The sequence below is a fragment of the Mycobacterium sp. 4D054 genome (assembly GCF_052245755.1).
Taxonomy (GTDB): Bacteria; Actinomycetota; Actinomycetes; order Mycobacteriales; family Mycobacteriaceae; genus Mycobacterium.
The window spans coordinates 1-16,063 of record NZ_JBQQCF010000023.1 but is presented as its reverse complement, the minus strand read 5'-3'; the positions used below and the strand labels follow the sequence as shown (position 1 = coordinate 16,063).

Sequence of the window (16,063 nt, the reverse complement as noted above, 5' to 3'; positions counted from 1 at the left end):
TTTGCAGTCAGATTTCGGTTGCCAACGGGCTGGTGGCCACCTCCGTGCCGTCGGCGAGCACGCTGATCTCGAAGTCCGAGAACACCTGCGGTGCGGCGTCGGTGAGTTGACGCAGGCATTCGACGGCCAGCCGCCGAATCTCCCGGTCAGCATGTTCGCTGGCCCGCATGGCGACGAAATGCCGCCACGCCCGGTAGTTGCCCGTCACGACGATCCGGGTCTCGGTCGCGTTGGGCAGCACCGAACGGGCAGCTTGGCGGGCCTGCTTGGCGCGCAGCGTCGACGCGCCCTGCTCGGTGAAACTGGCCTGCAGTCGAGCGAGCAGTTCGGTATAGGCGGCACGGCTCGCGTCCGCGGCCTCGGTGAAGATCTGCAGCAGCTCGGGATCATCCTCGATGTCCGGCGGCGCAACCACCTGCGAGTCGTGCTCGGGCACATACCGCTGCGACAGCTGCGAGTAGGAGAAGTGCCGGTGCCGGATCAATTCGTGCGTGCACGACCGGGAGAGGCCGGTGATGTAGAACGACACCGATGCGTGCTCGAGTACCGAGAAGTGGCCGACGTCGATGATGTGGCGAACGTAGGCGGCGTTGGTCGCGGTGCGCGGGTTGGGCTTGTTCCAGCTCTGGTAGCACGCGCGGCCGGCGAATTCGACCAGTGCGGCACCGCCGTCGGCGTCGGTGCTCCACGGCACGTCGGCGGGCGCGGTGAACTCCGTCTTGGCGATCAGTTGCACGCGCAGCGGCGCGATCTCGGCCATCGGGTGAGCCTAACGTGCACCGATTCGCCGACCCGCCGCTGACGAGACCGGCGGCCACGCACACCGCGTCACTCGGATTGACGTGTGCCCACCTCACCGGGCGCGGCGGGGGGCTGGGACCGCGGCTACAGCGGATTGGCGGCGATGAAGTCGACGACGACGGTCGCCAGTTCGCGGCCCTTGTCCTCCTGCAGGAAATGCCCACCGCCGGCAATGGTCACCTCCGGCTGCCCCTGGGCGCCCGGGATCAATGTGCGCAGCGGTTCATCGGCCCCGCGAGTGATCGGATCAGAATCCGAGAACGCACACAGGAACGGCTTGTCGAACGTGCGGAGCACCTCCCATGCCGCTCGGTTGGCCGGCGCGGCGGGGTCGTCGGGGCTGGTGGGCACCAGCGTCGGGAACTGCCGCGCGCCGGCCTTGTACGAATCGTCCGGGAACGGTGCGTCGTAGGCGGCGATGACCTCTGGGGAAAGCGTCGAGACGCACCCGCCGTCGACGATCTTGCCGACCGGGAAATGGGGGGTCTCCTGACTGAACCGCTGCCACGCCAGGAAGGCCTCACCGGGGTGCTGATCACCGGTGGGCAGCGTGGTGTTGGCCGCGACCACCCGGGCGAACCGGTCCGGATGCTCACCGACCAGGCGCAGCCCGATCAGCCCGCCCCAGTCCTGGCATACGAGCGTGATCCCGGCCAGGCCGATCGCGTCGATCGCGCCCCACGTCCAGTCCACGTGCGCCTGGTAGGTGTAATCCTCGCGGCGGGCCGGCTTGTCGCTGCGACCGAACCCGACCAGGTCGATCGCGACCGCCCGCAGCCCGGCTTCGACCAGGACGGGGATCATCCGCCGGTACAGATAGCTCCACGACGGCTCCCCGTGCAGCAGCAGCACCACCGGGCCGTCGGCCGGACCTTCGTCGAGGTAGTGCACCCGTAGCCCGCCGACGTCGACGTAGTGCGGGGCGAACGGGAAGTCGGGCAGGTCGGCGAAGCGCTCATCGGGGGTGCGGAGAACATCCATTGGCTCAGCTTGCCAAGGCCGCGCGCAATTCGGTCGCCAAATCGCCGCGCTCCCCTACGACCACGTCGCCCAGGCCGAGCCACTCTGCCATGGTCTGCAATTCGGCGGCCAACCCGCGCGCGACGTGCGCGCCGTCCCGACCGTCCTCGGTGAACGCGCCGAGTACGGCGAGCGCGCCGTTCCCCCGGTCGGCCTTGAGGTCGACGCGTCCCGCGAGATCACCGTCGAGCAGAAAAGGCCACACGTAGTAGCCGAACTGCCGCTTATGGGCCGGGGTGTAGATCTCGATGCGGTAATGGAAATCGAAGAGACGCTCCACCCGCGGCCGGAAGAAGATCAGCGGGTCGAACGGGCACAACAGCGCAGTGCCGCGGTCCCGGCGCGGGACGCTCTGCCCGGTGCGCAGATAGGCCGGGGCCGACCATCCCTCGACGTCGACCTTCTCGATCTCGCCGGCGGCGACCAGTTCGGCTATGGCGGGCTTGACCTGCCGGGCATTGAGCCGGAAGTAGTCGCGCAGATCGGCTTCGCTCGCGACGCCGAGCGAGGTGGCCGCGCGCAGGACCAACTCGCGCACCGCCTCGGCCTCGTCGACCTCACGCCCGACCACCTCGGCGGGCAGCACGCGCTCGGTCAGGTCGTAGTGCCGCGCGAACCCGAGCCGGGTGGCCGTGGTCAGCACGCCGGCCGACCACAGCGCCTCGGCGACCCACTTCGTATCGCTGCGATCCCACCAGGGCCCTTTGCGGCCACGGGGCTCAGATTCCAGGTAAGCCTCGATCTGACCTGCGGTCGACGGACCGAGCGTGGCGACCGCTTCAACGATGTCGTCGGCGAGTGCGGCGTTCTTCTTCACGATCTCGACGCCCCACCGGCCGTGCCGGTACTCCCGCATCCGCCACCGCATCAACGGCCAGTCATCGACGGCCATCAACGCGGCTTCGTGCGCCCAGTATTCGACCAGCAACCGCGGTGAGCGCGCCGAATGGCTCCATGCGGCACGGTCCAGCAGATCGCGGTCGTAAGGACCGAGACGGCTGAACACCGGCGCGTAGTGCGCCCGCACCGCTACCGACACCGAGTCCAGCTGCAGCACCTGCAGCCGGGAGATCAGCCGCTTCAGATGCGCGCGTGTGACCGGCCCCGTCGGCTTCGGCTCGTGAAACCCCTGGGCCGCGACGGCGATCCGGCGGGCCTGTAGGGCTGTCAACGTCGCGCTACGAAGAGAGGACGCCATCGGGTTATCGTGGCCTACCGCACCGACAACTCAGTCCGCGGCGTCTGGCGCAGTTGCGGCCCGTAGTGAGGGCCGACGGCAGACCTCGCGCCGCGCGAGCGTTCAGCGCCGTACGTAGGTGTAGAACCGGTAGCGCAGCCCTGACGAGCTCTCGCGCCAGTCCTGCTCGGTACCGACCCACGCCTCGTCGAGCACCGGCGCCAGCGCGTCGTCGTCCTCTCTGCGCAGATCGATGTCCACCTCGGTGACCTCGCACCGCGTCGCCGACGGCAACGCCAGCCCGTAGATCTGCGAGCCACCGATCACCCATGCGTCGTCAAGCGGGGCGTCCTCCAGGGAGGTCACCACCTCTGCTCCGTCGGCCGGGTAGTCAGCCTGCCGGGTGACCACGACATTCCGGCGGCCGGGCAGCGGCCGAAACCTCTGCGGCAGCGACTCCCACGTCAACCGGCCCATGATCACGGTGCGGCCCATGGTGAGCTCCTTGAACCGGGCCATGTCCTCCGGCACATGCCACGGGATCCCGTTGCCGCGTCCGATGACTCCGGAACTGGACTGCGCCCAGATCAGGTTCAGCCTCACACAGCCACCGGGGCCTTGATCGCCGGGTGCGGGTCATAGTTTCTGATGACGACGTCCTCATAGGTGTAGTCGAAGATCGAATCCCGCGGCGCGAGAACGAGTTCCGGGTAAGGCCGCGGATCACGGGAGAGTTGCTCGATGACCTGGTCGACGTGGTTGTCGTAGATGTGGCAGTCACCGCCGGTCCAGATGAACTCCCCCACGCCCAGGCCCGCCTGCGCGGCCATCATGTGGGTCAGCAGCGCATAGCTGGCGATATTGAACGGCACGCCGAGGAACAGGTCGGCGCTGCGCTGGTACAACTGGCAACTCAGCTTGCCGTCGGCGACGTAGAACTGGAAGAACGCATGACACGGCGGCAGTGCCATCTGTGGGATCTCGCCGACGTTCCAGGCCGAGACGATGTTGCGGCGCGAGTCGGGATCGCGCTTGAGCAGGTCCAGCGCCGCGCTGATCTGGTCGATGTGCTCACCGGACGGAGTCGGCCAGGACCGCCACTGCACCCCGTAGACCGGACCCAAATCGCCTGTCGGAGAAGCCCATTCATCCCAGATTGTGACACCGTGGTCCTGCAGCCACCGGACGTTCGAGTCGCCGCGCAGAAACCACAGCAGTTCATAGACGATGGACTTGGTGTGCACCTTCTTGGTGGTGATCAGCGGGAACCCGGCGTTCAGGTCGTACCGCATCTGATGACCGAACAGGCTGCGGGTGCCGGTTCCGGTGCGGTCGGATTTGGTGATGCCGGTATCGAGCACCAGACGCAACAAGTCCTCGTAGGGCGTGGGGATCGGCACGCGCCAAGCTTACGTCGCCCGAACAGAGTCGAGCAGTTCGACGCGGCCCAGCGCGTTCCTCATCCGATCCACTGTTTCCGGGGCGAGTAGTGCGGATTGCTGTAATCATCGAATCGTGACGTTTCCGCGGGATACCGGGGATATCCCACGACCAACCGAATTGGCCGCCGTCGCCGACTTCTTCCAGGCTGTGGCCGAGCAACCCGCCGCACTTCTGATCGAGGGTGAAGCCGGCATCGGCAAGAGCACCGTCTGGCTGTCCGCGCTCGAGCGGGCCCACTCGTGCGGAATGCGCGTACTCCGTGCACGTTCGGCCGCCGCTGAATCGGTACTGGCCTATGCGGCGCTGGCCGACCTGATCCGGGGCGTCGACCCCCCGGTGTTGGCGAATCTGCCGGAGCCCCAGCGACGAGCGCTGGACCGGGTGATGCTGCGGGCGGGCGTCGAGGACGTCGCCACCGACCCACTCGCCGTGGCGGCAGGTTTCTTGTCGGTCATCGACATCCTGACAGCGGAGTCGCCCGTGCTCATCGCGATCGATGATCTCCAGTGGCTGGACACCTCGAGCGCAAGCGCCCTCGCATTCGCCTGCGCCCGCCTCACCGGTCAGGTGGGATTGCTCGGCACGGTACGCACCCCCACAGACGGCGACCGCGCCCCGCCGCTGCCCCAGATGCCACGGCCGGACCGCACCCGGCGAATACGAGTGCAGCCCTTGTCGGTCGGTGCGCTCCATGCGGTTCTGCACGAACGGCTGGGGCGGACGTACTCGCGACGGACAATGGTGCGGATACACGAGGTCTCCGCCGGTAACCCGCTCTATGCCCTCGAGTTGGCCCGCTCGATCGGGGATGCGGCCACGCTCGCCGATCAGCCGCTGCCTCCCACCCTGGCGGACGTGGTGCGAACCCGCCTCGGCGCCTTGGACGCCGAGCTGCAGGACGTGCTGCTGGCCGCCGCCTGCGCCGCAAGCCCGACCGTCGAACTCGTCGCTCGTACGTCCCGCAGAGGCATCGACAGGACCGTGGAACTACTGGAAGTGGCCGAGAACAAAGGAGTCATCGGGATCGAGGGCAACGGTGTGCGTTTCACCCACCCCCTGCTGGCCTGGGGGATCTACACCTCGGCCGCCCCGGCGAAGCGCCGGGAGACCCACCGGCGACTCGCCGACGCCATCGAGGAACCAGAGTTGCGGGCCCGGCACCTGGCTCTCGGCTCCACCCATGGTGACCCCCGCACCCTTCGGTCGCTGGACGCGGCAGCCGAGTCAGCACGAAGCCGCGGAGCACCGGTGGCGGCAGCCGAACTCACCGATCTGGCCATCGGACTGGGCGGAGACACACCGCAGCGACGAATCCTGTCGGCTCAACACCATTTCCATGCCGGCGAGCCCGCGCGTGCGCGTGCCGAGCTGGAAGCGACGATCGCTCAGCTGCCGCCTGGAGTGCTGCGCGCCGAGGCGACAAGTCTGCTCGGCTACATCCGATTGCTCGACGACAGTTTCCCGGAGGCCGTCGAACTCCTTGAGGGGGCGATACCCGACGCCGCCGGCCATCCCCCGGTCGTGGTGCCGGTGCTGGTCGCCCTGTCTTTCGCACTGTTCAACACGGGCCGCCTGGACGATGCGATACGGCGCGCCGAGGAGTCGGTGACCAGTGCCGAAAATCTGGGGCGCCCCGACTTGCTGAGTCAAGCACTGAGCATGCGGGCCATGATGGCCTTCTTGCGGGGCGACGGCGCCGATGAAGCGGGTCTGCGACGAGCGGTGGAAATGGAGGACCCTCAGGCCAACATCCCGAGCGCGTTCCGGCCCAGAGCGCACCAGGCTGTCATCCGCGCGTGGGTGGGCGAGCTCGATGAGGCTCACGCCGATATGCGCTCACTGCGAAGGCAGTGCATCGAACGCGGTGAGGACGGCGAGCTGATGTTCGTCGCGTTCCACAGCGCGATGACCGAGATATGGCGAGGGAACTTCGCCGACGCCACATTGATCGTCGAAGACACCGTTTTGCTCGCCCAGCAGCTCGGGGGGGACCTGCCGATGTCGGTGACACTCACCGCCCGGGCGCTACTCGGGGCTTACACGGGCCGGGCCGACGACGCGCGCAAGGATGTCACTTCGGCGCTGGCAGCAAGCCAACGCTGTGGGTCGGCACTGCTCGGCGAGTGGCCGAGGACAGCGCTGGGGTTCCTTGAGGTGTCACTCGGCGACCATCAAGCCGCCCTCGACACCCTCGATCCTCTGCTGCCGAAGCTTCGCGCTGCACCGAACGCGACCGAGATCATCACGGCGTCGTTCGTCGCTGATGCCGTCGAGGCGATGGTCGCCCTGGATCGTTGTTCTTCGGCGCTTCCCCTCGTGGAAGCGCTCGAACTCAACGGCCGCCGTCTCGGCCGCGCCTGGATGCTTGCTGTGGGGGCGCGGGGCCGGGCGATGCTGTCGGCCGCCTGCGGCGACGTCGACGCGGCGGTGGTGGCCGCCCACCACGCGATGTCGCGACACGAGCATCTGCCGATGCCGTTCGAGCGAGCACGCACGCAGCTCCTCCTCGGCCAGCTTCAACGTCGACAGCGCCACAAAGAGGACGCGGCGGCAACACTGCAGGACGCGCTGAAGACTTTCGAGCAACTCGGTACCCCGTTGTGGGCCAACCGGGCACGCGCTGAGTTGGGCCGCGCGAATGTCGGCCCACACCGCGACGCCGTGCTCACGCCATCCGAACGACGGGTGGCCGAACTCGCCGCGTCGGGGTTGACGAACCGCGGCATTGCGGCCGCCATGTTCATCAGCCCAAAAACCGTGGAAGCCAACTTGTCCCGCATCTACGCCAAGCTCGGCATCCACTCGCGGGCCGAACTCGGGCGGCACATGAGCCGACCCGGCGTATAGGGACAATCGCCCTCCACATCGGAAAAGCATAGGGAAACACCCGATTAATCCGCCCCCTGTTCGGGCCTACGCTCCGCGTAGCCGGCTCGGGTGTCTCGCCGAACTGATCCCTGGCCGGTTCAACAAACGCCGGCGATGTCGACCACTGATGGAGAAGTCATGAGCAAACAGATACCCAAGCTATGGGCCATGTTGGCCGCCGCGGCCGTCGTCTTCGGGCTTGTGTGGGTGGCGCCGGCGGCGGTGCCCACTCTGGCCCCGAGCATGACGCCCGTGGCGAATGCCGACGTGCTGCCCAATGGCTATGACGTGAACTGTACGAAATCCAACGACGGCCAGGTGGTGTGCACCATTGCGGGCTGCCCGCGAGTACACGAGGATCTCGCCGGGGACGTCGTGCACACCAAGATCAATGGCGGGCCACAAGCCGAGCTGGACAAGGCGTGCGGCAACGTCACAACCCAGGTCGTCAACACGTCCTCAGGTTTTAATCTGGCGATCCAAGGCTGTCGCAAGAGTACGTTCGGCAGCGATGATTGTGGTGCCTGGTCGGACTACAGGTACACGCCTCCCGCGCCGCCCGCACCTCAAGTTGTTCAGTGCCCGCCTGGGTCGAAGAGCGCCACCGTTCCAGTCGGGCAACAGTGCCAGTTGGCCGACGTGCAGTGCCCGCCTGGCTCGAAGTCCCCGACCGTTCCAGCGGGCCAGACGTGTGCCTTGGCACAGAAGAACTGCCCGCCGGGATCGTTGTCGGCGACCGTTCCGGGTGACCAGCAGTGCGCAGCTCCGACGAATGCAGTGTCGATGAACGTGACTCGGGCCGGGCTCAACGCCAATGTCGCGGTCACCAACAAATCGGCACTGCCCGCCGAATGCGCCTACACCGCAACAAGAACGAGCGGATTGCTCGGGCCGGAAACAGTGAACAGGAACGTCAGCGTCGGCGCGAACAGCACCGGAAACATCACCGACCTGTTGTGGCCGCCACCTCTTGTCAGTTACCGCGCGACTGTGCGATGCACGGCCGACTATGACGGGAAACAGGTCACCATCGGCGAGTCCACCCAGAACGTGAGCGGATAGTCTCGACCGCTCACTGCAACAACGGAAGTGCCTGCCCTGCCTGGGCGACCCGGGGCCTGCGCAAGCCCCCGAGCCTCCAGGCAGGAAGGCACTCTCGTCGGGCAAGCGCAAGCCGCAGTGTTTCATCAGCTGGGTTGCGCCTGAGCCGTGCAACCAAGACGCACGCCCCCAGTAGACCTCGGGGCTCTCCCCCGCTGCCGCGAAGCGGACGCCCGCTCTGATGAGTCGTTTCCGAGTCGTAGGGAAACACCCGATTTACCCTGTCCGCCAACGCGATAGCTTCGATTTGATGAACATCTCCGTCCCGTGATATCTCGTCGAGTGGTACCGATCGTCAGCCACCGCCGAGTCGCTCGAGGAGACAGCGGCCCGACTCAACGAGTGCGCGGCGTCGGTATCCGCGTTGGGACCGCCCGTGCATCTACTGTCCATGGTTGCCGTGCCCGGCGACGAAGTTCTGTTCGGTGTCTTCACGGCAGGATCGGCGAGCGCCGTCGCACAGACATGCGACCGGGCCGGCATACCGGCCCAGCGCGTCACCACCGCCACCGACCTGGATCTGTCACAGTGACCCCGGCCCGCGCGGTGTCACGCGCTATTCAGGAAGCTGCGGTCCGACCTTGCGCGCGAGTTCGACGGCCGCGTTGTCGGCCTGGTCAGCCGACATGCTGAGCACCGCGACCTGCACACTGTTGTTCCGCCCGGCCGCAGGAAACTCCACCTGGCCGTAGCCCAGGAACCGCATCCCGTCCGGACCCGGCCGGCCGACGTCGGGCATTCCGGGCTCTGGTGGGGGTAATGTGCCGTTGATCGCCGTACCGGGGTTGCCGATCTCCAGCGAAATCGACTCGTAATTCTCCGGGTTCTCCCACACGCATGCAGGTACCTCGGGGTTGTTCGAGGTCGACCTACCTTCCACGGTCACGCCGAGCAACGCCGAGATATCCTCTGCCGCAATCAGCGAACACGCGTCGATCGCAGATGCGTGTCCAGCGTCGGCGGCGACGGTTCTCGACGTGTCGCCGGCATTGGCGTCACCGCCGCTGGGGCCGCTCTGCGAACCGCACCCCGCCATGGTCAAACACAGGACAGCCGACACGAGGCGAGAAGTCGTCGTGAGATCTTTCATCCGAACCCCCTTGATCAGCAGTTGTCACGAATTGCGCACGCAGTCGTAGGTGAGCGGGATTTCGTCGCCCAATCCGACGACGTCGAACTGGTCGACGCCGATCGCGTCGAACGAGTGCGCGTCGATCCCGAGGTCGGCCCACTTCGCGGCGCTGGTTCGATCGTCGGCGAAGGTCAGCGGGATCTCTCCCCCGTCGGAGAGCAGCATGCCGTACGTCTTGAGTGCCCGCAGGATCACCTTCTCCCCTTCCGAGTAGTCCGATTCGTCGAAGCCGGACTTCAACCGAAACCGCACGCCGTAGGGAGGTGCGTCTGGATCGGCACTTGTCGGACCACCGGCATGGGTGGCTGGTCGGACGTAGACGGATTCCTTGATTCTGTTGTTCGGGAGTATGAATCGAAGTGCATGATCGACTGCGCCAGAGGCAACTTCGTCGGCGGTCGGGGTGAGAGCGGCGATCGGGAAGCCGGCGGCGTCAGCGCTCGTGCACTGGTCGCCGCGTAGGGTCGGCGGGTACTTCTTGTCGAGATCCCATACGAAAAAGCTTTGCGCCGTGATGGTTTCACCTTTTGCAGTGGCTTGATAGGTCTCGTAGAGTCTCCGGCCGTCGCGGTCGGCGACGAGCAGATGACAGTCACCCTGCCCCGCGCTGTCGCCTGACGCGTCACACGTGAGATCCGGTGACCCTTCGATGTTGGCGTCCAGCGGAACCGGCATCTCGGCGGGAACGCTGTCGCATGCCGTTCCGCCCCAGCAGTAGTCGTCGGTGCCGACCACCTGGCGGCGCGGCGTGTCGCCGTCGGCGAAAAAGACAGGGATGGAGAAATCGATCTGGAGAGCGTTGTCGCCGCCCCAGCCGCCCATGCTGCTCAGCGCCTGCACGATCGCGTCGCTGCGGTCGGATATTTATGCTCCGGAGACGTCGGTGGTCCACGGTTGCGGACCGCTGAACAGGCCGTCGTATGACGCCGGCCGCAAGGCCGGACTCACGGCGGGTCCGCTCTGCGATTGACCGCCGCAGCCAGAGGATGCGACAACCACTGCGCACACGATCGTGAGGGTCTCGGTCCGCAGTGTCCCCACCATGCTCACGCTCCGCTGCCTCAAATATCTCGCCGGTTGCTGAAGTGCCGACAGCGTGGTCTGCCCTCCGGGACGGGACGCTATATCGGGTAAGTCCGCGATAAATCGGGTGTTTCCCTATGGTGGTCGGGGCGCGCACAGCGTGCGTCGACCCGGCTGAGGTAGAACGGAACCCATGCCGAGGATCACCGATACGATCACCACCGCAGACGGCGCCTGCCCCGTCAGCCTGCACACGCCCGACTCCGACGGGCCGTGGCCCGGCATTGTCATGTATCCCGACGCCGGAGGCGCCCGACCGACCTTCCGCGCGATGGCAGACAGGTTGGCCGGCTACGGCTACGCCGTGCTCGTGCCCGACGTGTATTACCGCGACGGTGACTGGGCGCCGTTCACGATGGCGACGGTGTTCGAGGACGAGGCCGAGCGTCGTCGACTGTTCGGCATGATCTCCAAGATCACCCCCGAGATCATGGCGTCCGACGCGATCGCGTTCTTCGACTACCTGGCGGCCCGGCCCGAGGTCCGGGGCGCGTCGTTCGGCACGACCGGGTACTGCATGGGCGGCCGCACGTCGCTGGTGGTGGCCGGGCGGGTCCCCGATCGGGTCGCGGCGGCGATGTCCTTCCACGGGGGCGGCCTGGCCACCGACGACACCAGCAGCCCGCATCTGCTCGCCGACAAGATCCGCGCCGCGGTCTACATCGGTGCGGCCCGCAGCGACCGGTCGTTCACCACCGCCGACGGTGAACGACTGGAGAAGGCGCTGACCGATGCCGGCGTCGAGCACACCATCGAGTGGTACTCGGCGTTTCACGGGTTCGCGGTGCCCGACAACGGGCCCTATGACGAGCCCGCCGCGCGCCGGCACTGGGACGCGATGCGTTCCTTCTTCAACAGTCACCTAGTCTGAGCTGCGTGTACGACCAGAGTTTCGGTGAATCGGCGTTCGGTGAGCAGGGCCGGCGGATAGACCCCGTGCTGGCCCGCAGTTGGTTGCTGGTCAACGGCGCGCAGTACGAGCGCTTCGACGCGGCCGCCCACTCGAGGGCCGACATCGTGGTCCTCGACATCGAGGACGCCGTCGCGCCGAAGGACAAGGCCGCGGCCCGGGCCAACGTGATGCGCTGGCTCGGTGAGGGCCACACCGACTGGGTTCGGGTGAACGGGTTCGGCACCGAGTGGTGGGCCGGTGATCTGGAGATGCTGGCGGGCAGCCCGGTGGGCGGGGTCATGCTGGCGATGGTGGAGTCGGTCGACCATGTCACCGAGACCGCCAAGCGCCTGCCCGGCGTGCCGATCGTCGCGCTCGTCGAGACCGCGCGCGGCCTGGAGCGAATCAACGAGATCGCCTCTGCTAAGGGCACCTTCCGCTTGGCGTTCGGTATCGGCGATTTCCGGCGCGACACCGGCTTCGGTGACAACCCGATGACGCTGGCCTACGCGCGGTCGCGCTTCACGATCGCTGCGAAAGCCGCTCATCTGCCGAGCGCGATCGACGGTCCCACCGTCGGCTCCAGCGCACTGAAGCTCAGCGAGGCCACTGCCGTGTCAGCGGAGTTCGGCATGACCGGCAAGATCTGCCTGACCCCCGAACAGTGCCTGACCGTCAACGAGGGGCTCTCCCCGTCGGCGGAGGAGATCACCTGGGCGAAGGAGTTTCTCATCGAGTACGAGCGTGACGGCGGCGAGATCCGCAATGGCTCCGATCTTCCGCGCATCGCCCGCGCCAACAAGATCCTGGAGCTCGCGCGCGCATACGACATCGAACCGTCAGAGTTCAACGACGTCGACGAGCCCACTCACATCCCGGCCCCGTCGGACACCTACCACTACTGAGGCTGGGGTCCATCACTGGAGGCTAGGGGCGCCGCCTGCGCGCCAAGTAGGTCGTGACGGCCCGCAACGCGCCGCGCGCGGCGTAGATCCCGGCAAGCACCGTCAGGATGATCAGCACGACGAACGACAAGCCAGTTCGTGCGGGAGTGCTCGACGTTCCACCAGACGATGGTGAACAAAATTGCGCAGATGAACACTACGATGTCGCGCCAGTTCCCCTGGTAGGAGGCCGCCAGTTCACGGAGCTCGCGGCTCTTGTCGGCGGCGGCGATCAGGCCGTCGATGCGCATGTCGATGATGCGCTGAAGTTCGGCGCGACGCTGCGCCTGGTCAGCCGGGAGTCGGTCCAAAAGATCCAGGTCCTTGGCGATCGCCGCGCGCACGTCAGGCGGACGCAGGTTCCCCGCGGCCAGACCGAGCAGCGCACCACCTGCGATCGGTGCGCCGGCCAGGGCGATTTCGGCGATGCCGGGCATGAGACTCCTTCGTCAGACCATCAGTGTCGCGGCCACTGTCGCACCCAGATTCCAGCACGCTTCCAAGTCGCTTCTGGTCGGCTTGCCGGAGACGATCACAGTTTCGGCGGCTTTCTCCCACTTGAGCGCACCGGTGATCGCTGCGAGTGCCCGCTCAGCGCCCTCGGTGCCTTCGTTGCCGTGCAGATACATCCCGAACGGCCGGCCCTGCGCCGAATCCAGCAGGGGGTAATACGACTGGTCGAACGCGTGCTTGAGCGCGCCGCTCATGTAACCGAGGTTGGCCGGAGTGCCCAGCAAGTAGCCGTCGGCGGCCAGCATCTCGGCCGGTGAGACCGTCAGCGCTGCACGGCGCAGCACCTCGACACCCTCGATCTCGGGATCCGTCGCGCCGGCGAGCACCGCCTCGAACATCTCGTGGCAGTGGGGCGACGGGGTGTGGTGCACGATCAGCAGCGTCTTGCTCATCGGGCCGACTCCTCGAGCAGTACCGCCTTCTTCATCGTCTCCCGAGCGCGGCCGCGGTCACCGGCGTAGTCGTACGCGCGTGCCAGCCGGTACCAGCGGAGCCAGTTCTCGGGGTCGGCCTCCAGTTCGTCGCGCACCGCGCCGAACAACGCGTCGGCCGCATCGCGTTCGATACGGCCAGACGGCCTTCGCGGCAGGTCGCTGATGTCGAGCTCCATTCCCTGTTCGCGGGCAAGCCGCGCCAGTCTCTGATGTGCCAGACCGGCTTTCAGTGTCGCCACCATCGCCCAGATTCCGATGACGGGCAGGATCAGGATGGCCGCCCCGAGCCCGATCGGCGCCGGCTCCCCCGAGGAGATCAAGATCCACGCCGCCCGCCCGAGCAGGACGAAATACACGACGAGCGCGACGCACATGAAGCCGATCATCAGCTGTGTGCGCAGGGCGCGCGCCCCGTCACTCATGTCAGGTCGAGCAGGGATTCGATGCCGATCGTCAGACCCGGATGTTCCCGGATCTTGCGCACGGCCAACAGCACACCGGGTACGAAGGAGGTGCGGTCGATGCTGTCGTGACGGATGGTCAGCGTCTCTCCGAGCGTGCCGAACAGAACTTCCTGGTGTGCGACCAGGCCGGCGAGCCGCACGGAGTGCACGGGGACGCCGTCGACGTCCGCTCCCCTGGCGCCGTCGAGACCGGTACTGGTGGCATCCGGGTTGGGCGGCATGCCTTTTCGTGCCTCGGCGATGAGGCGGGCGGTCCGCATGGCGGTTCCCGACGGCGCGTCAGCCTTGTGCGGATGGTGCAGTTCGATGACCTCGACCGACTCGAAGTACTTGGCGGCCTGCTGCGCGAAGTGCATCGACAGCACGGCGCCGATCGCGAAGTTCGGCGCGATGAGCACCGAGGCGCCCGGTGTGGCCGCAAGCCATTCCCTGACCTGATCGAGGCGCTCGTCGGTGAAGCCGGTGGTGCCGACGACCGCATGAATCCCGTTGTCGATCAAGAACTTCAGATTGTCCATGACGACACTGGGATGGGTGAAGTCGATGACGACCTCGGTGTCGCTGTCCACGAGCGCGGACAGCGAGTCGCCGGCATCGACACCCGTGGTGAAGGTCAGGTCGTCGGCGGCCTCGACGCCCGCCACCATCGTCGCGCCCACCTTGCCCTTGGCGCCCAGCACTCCCACTCGCATGGGCTCACCCTAGCGTCCCAGCTCAGGCCTCAGGAATTTCGCTCGCCGCCGCTGACTTTGCCGGGTCCCCGCGGTCGATCTGCAGGCGTCGGCGCTGACCTGGGGCGCTCCCAAGGATCAGTTGGTGGTGGGTGGTGGGGGTTGGAAGGGTGTGTACCACTTCCACTGAGCCCGTTCGCCGGACGGCCCACGATAGGGCGCGACTTCGGGTGGGGGTTGGGTCGGGGGACGGGCCAGTGACCCGGGTTCGAGGTGTCGGCCGGTGCTGTCGGTGACTGTGAGCCGCTCGGCGGGTCCGGTGATGGTGAGGACGCCGCGGTGATGCAACCGGTGGTGGTGGGGACAGACCAGCACCAGGTTGTCCAACTCGGTCAGCCCGCCGTCTTCCCAATGCCGGATGTGATGGGCGTGCAACCCCCGCGTGGCCCCACACCCAGGCACCACACACGTGCGATCACGATGCTCCAACGCCCGCCGCAACCGCCGGCTGATCGTGCGGGTCGTGCGCCCGGAACCGATGACCTGCCCATGGCGTTCGAACCACACCTCACACGTGGCATCACAAGACAGATACCGACGATCGGCAGCCGAGAGCGCCGGCCCCAAATGCAGGGAGGCGATGCGGTCTTTGACATCGACATGCATCACCACCGTGGTGTGCTGCCCATGCGGGCGCCGCGCCACCTCAACATCCCAGCCCGCCTTCACCAGCGCCCAGAACGCCGCCACCGTGTCCGGCAACGGCGCCCGCCCCACACCCTCACCGCGATCGCCGGTGTCGTAGCCGCGGTCGGTGATGTCGTGGTCGGTGTCGTGGCCGTCGGCGTGGTCGGTGATGTTGTGGTCGCGTTTCCACTGCGCCACCAACGCCTCGTGATGAGACCGCAGCGCCGTGTCGAACGTCGCCGCCTCATCATGGGGCAACGCGATCCGCCAATAGGTGTACTGCTCATCACTGGTCTTGGTGATCGACGCCCGCGGCGCGGGATCCGGCCTGACCGCGGGTTCAGACCGGGACTCGGCCTCGGCCTCAGAGTCGGATTCAGGGTCCGACTCAGGGTCACAGCCGGATTCGGGGTCACAGCCGGGTTCGGGTTCGGGGCGGGGTTCCTGCTTGACCGCGATACGCAACTGGGCCACCGTCGAATGGGCGGCCAACTCGGCGTAATGATCGTCAGAACCCGCCCCCGCGCCCTCGGCGATCACCCCGACCTGATCCAACGACAGCCGGCCCTCCCGCAAATCCCGGCTACAGCGCGGAAACTCCCCAAGCCGGCGCGCCACCGCCACGATCGTCTCGGCGTTACGAAACGAAGTACCCAACTTCCACGCGATCAACCCCTCCATCGACCGCACACCGGTGAACCCCCACTGAACCATCCCGCGTTTGATGCGCACCTCCTTCCTTGGGAAGGTGCATGTCATGCCGAGCAAGTACGACCCGGAGACCCGAGCGAAGGCGGTCCGTCTGGTGCGCGAGCACCGGGAGGACTATCCGA

General features: G+C 66.9%; 16 protein-coding genes and 1 pseudogene. 5 read left to right on the top strand and 12 right to left on the bottom strand.

The features are described 5' to 3' along the window. Positions 1–7 precede the first annotated feature (7 nt). The 5 genes from thyX to ACTWP6_RS17315 form a co-directional block, all read right to left on the bottom strand. On the bottom strand, positions 8–760 hold the full coding sequence (gene thyX, locus ACTWP6_RS17335; protein ID WP_443188349.1) for an FAD-dependent thymidylate synthase: 753 nt from the start codon (positions 758–760) through the stop codon (positions 8–10). 125 nt (positions 761–885) lie between these two features. Continuing rightward, on the bottom strand, positions 886–1,782 hold the full coding sequence (locus tag ACTWP6_RS17330) for a haloalkane dehalogenase (protein ID WP_443188348.1): 897 nt from the start codon (positions 1,780–1,782) through the stop codon (positions 886–888). Positions 1,783–1,786: 4 nt separating this feature from the next. Beyond that, entirely contained in the window at positions 1,787–3,019 is a 1,233-nt protein-coding gene (locus ACTWP6_RS17325) for a winged helix-turn-helix domain-containing protein (RefSeq protein ID WP_443188347.1), read from the bottom strand. A gap of 102 nt (positions 3,020–3,121) precedes the next feature. After that, a complete protein-coding gene (locus ACTWP6_RS17320) occupies positions 3,122–3,601 on the bottom strand; it encodes a dihydrofolate reductase (protein ID WP_443188346.1) in 480 nt (159 codons plus the stop codon). After that, positions 3,598–4,398, bottom strand: coding sequence for a thymidylate synthase (locus ACTWP6_RS17315; RefSeq protein WP_260751642.1), 801 nt, complete (start codon positions 4,396–4,398; stop codon positions 3,598–3,600). The genes ACTWP6_RS17320 and ACTWP6_RS17315 overlap by 4 nt, the downstream gene beginning before the upstream one ends. 115 nt (positions 4,399–4,513) lie before the next feature. Here ACTWP6_RS17315 and ACTWP6_RS17310 point away from each other — a divergent pair, with 115 nt between their 5' ends. From ACTWP6_RS17310 to ACTWP6_RS17300, 3 genes are all read left to right on the top strand, one after another. Further along, positions 4,514–7,288, top strand: a complete 2,775-nt coding sequence (locus ACTWP6_RS17310) for a helix-turn-helix transcriptional regulator (protein WP_443188345.1) — start codon at positions 4,514–4,516, stop codon at positions 7,286–7,288. 159 nt (positions 7,289–7,447) lie between these two features. Then, a complete protein-coding gene (locus tag ACTWP6_RS17305) occupies positions 7,448–8,371 on the top strand; it encodes a hypothetical protein (RefSeq protein WP_260751639.1) in 924 nt (307 codons plus the stop codon). 430 nt (positions 8,372–8,801) lie between these two features. Further along, complete coding sequence (locus tag ACTWP6_RS17300) at positions 8,802–8,942, top strand: hypothetical protein (protein WP_443188344.1); 141 nt, start codon at positions 8,802–8,804, stop codon at positions 8,940–8,942. 24 nt (positions 8,943–8,966) lie between these two features. Here ACTWP6_RS17300 and ACTWP6_RS17295 read toward each other — a convergent pair whose 3' ends face one another. Further along, on the bottom strand, positions 8,967–9,500 hold the full coding sequence (locus tag ACTWP6_RS17295) for a DUF3558 domain-containing protein (protein ID WP_260751634.1): 534 nt from the start codon (positions 9,498–9,500) through the stop codon (positions 8,967–8,969). A 24-nt stretch (positions 9,501–9,524) separates the two neighbouring features. Then, positions 9,525–10,382, bottom strand: a complete 858-nt coding sequence (locus tag ACTWP6_RS17290) for a hypothetical protein (protein ID WP_443188343.1) — start codon at positions 10,380–10,382, stop codon at positions 9,525–9,527. Positions 10,383–10,758: 376 nt separating this feature from the next. Here ACTWP6_RS17290 and ACTWP6_RS17285 point away from each other — a divergent pair, with 376 nt between their 5' ends. Together ACTWP6_RS17285 and ACTWP6_RS17280 are read left to right on the top strand one after the other, a co-directional pair. Continuing rightward, entirely contained in the window at positions 10,759–11,496 is a 738-nt protein-coding gene (locus tag ACTWP6_RS17285; protein ID WP_443188342.1) for a dienelactone hydrolase family protein, read from the top strand. A gap of 5 nt (positions 11,497–11,501) precedes the next feature. Next, positions 11,502–12,422, top strand: coding sequence for an HpcH/HpaI aldolase/citrate lyase family protein (locus ACTWP6_RS17280; RefSeq protein WP_443188341.1), 921 nt, complete (start codon positions 11,502–11,504; stop codon positions 12,420–12,422). Between the two features lie 22 nt (positions 12,423–12,444). Here ACTWP6_RS17280 and ACTWP6_RS17275 read toward each other — a convergent pair. The 5 genes and pseudogenes from ACTWP6_RS17275 to ACTWP6_RS17255 all read right to left on the bottom strand — a co-directional run bounded on the left by ACTWP6_RS17275 (position 12,445) and on the right by ACTWP6_RS17255 (position 15,944). Continuing rightward, positions 12,445–12,898, bottom strand: a pseudogene (locus ACTWP6_RS17275) (hypothetical protein). Between the two features lie 12 nt (positions 12,899–12,910). After that, complete coding sequence (locus tag ACTWP6_RS17270; protein ID WP_260751627.1) at positions 12,911–13,366, bottom strand: flavodoxin family protein; 456 nt, start codon at positions 13,364–13,366, stop codon at positions 12,911–12,913. Then, complete coding sequence (locus ACTWP6_RS17265; protein WP_260751626.1) at positions 13,363–13,830, bottom strand: hypothetical protein; 468 nt, start codon at positions 13,828–13,830, stop codon at positions 13,363–13,365. The genes ACTWP6_RS17270 and ACTWP6_RS17265 overlap by 4 nt, the downstream gene beginning before the upstream one ends. Beyond that, positions 13,827–14,564 carry a 4-hydroxy-tetrahydrodipicolinate reductase gene (dapB, locus tag ACTWP6_RS17260; protein WP_260751625.1) on the bottom strand — a complete coding sequence of 246 codons (738 nt, stop codon included), beginning with the start codon at positions 14,562–14,564 and terminating at the stop codon, positions 13,827–13,829. The genes ACTWP6_RS17265 and dapB overlap by 4 nt, the downstream gene beginning before the upstream one ends. Before the next feature lie 117 nt (positions 14,565–14,681). Further along, positions 14,682–15,944 carry a DUF222 domain-containing protein gene (locus ACTWP6_RS17255; RefSeq protein ID WP_443188395.1) on the bottom strand — a complete coding sequence of 421 codons (1,263 nt, stop codon included), beginning with the start codon at positions 15,942–15,944 and terminating at the stop codon, positions 14,682–14,684. Positions 15,945–16,063 lie beyond the last annotated feature (119 nt).

Coding starts and splice junctions, on each gene's coding strand:
- ACTWP6_RS17255 (WP_443188395.1), bottom strand. CDS start 15,944: ATGGTTCAGTGGGGGTTCACCGGTGTGCGGTCGATGGAGGGGTTGATC.
- ACTWP6_RS17325 (WP_443188347.1), bottom strand. CDS start 3,019: ATGGCGTCCTCTCTTCGTAGCGCGACGTTGACAGCCCTACAGGCCCGC.
- ACTWP6_RS17295 (WP_260751634.1), bottom strand. CDS start 9,500: ATGAAAGATCTCACGACGACTTCTCGCCTCGTGTCGGCTGTCCTGTGT.
- thyX (WP_443188349.1), bottom strand. CDS start 760: ATGGCCGAGATCGCGCCGCTGCGCGTGCAACTGATCGCCAAGACGGAG.
- ACTWP6_RS17285 (WP_443188342.1), top strand. CDS start 10,759: ATGCCGAGGATCACCGATACGATCACCACCGCAGACGGCGCCTGCCCC.
- dapB (WP_260751625.1), bottom strand. CDS start 14,564: ATGCGAGTGGGAGTGCTGGGCGCCAAGGGCAAGGTGGGCGCGACGATG.
- ACTWP6_RS17330 (WP_443188348.1), bottom strand. CDS start 1,782: ATGGATGTTCTCCGCACCCCCGATGAGCGCTTCGCCGACCTGCCCGAC.
- ACTWP6_RS17265 (WP_260751626.1), bottom strand. CDS start 13,830: ATGAGTGACGGGGCGCGCGCCCTGCGCACACAGCTGATGATCGGCTTC.
- ACTWP6_RS17270 (WP_260751627.1), bottom strand. CDS start 13,366: ATGAGCAAGACGCTGCTGATCGTGCACCACACCCCGTCGCCCCACTGC.
- ACTWP6_RS17300 (WP_443188344.1), top strand. CDS start 8,802: ATGGTTGCCGTGCCCGGCGACGAAGTTCTGTTCGGTGTCTTCACGGCA.
- ACTWP6_RS17305 (WP_260751639.1), top strand. CDS start 7,448: ATGAGCAAACAGATACCCAAGCTATGGGCCATGTTGGCCGCCGCGGCC.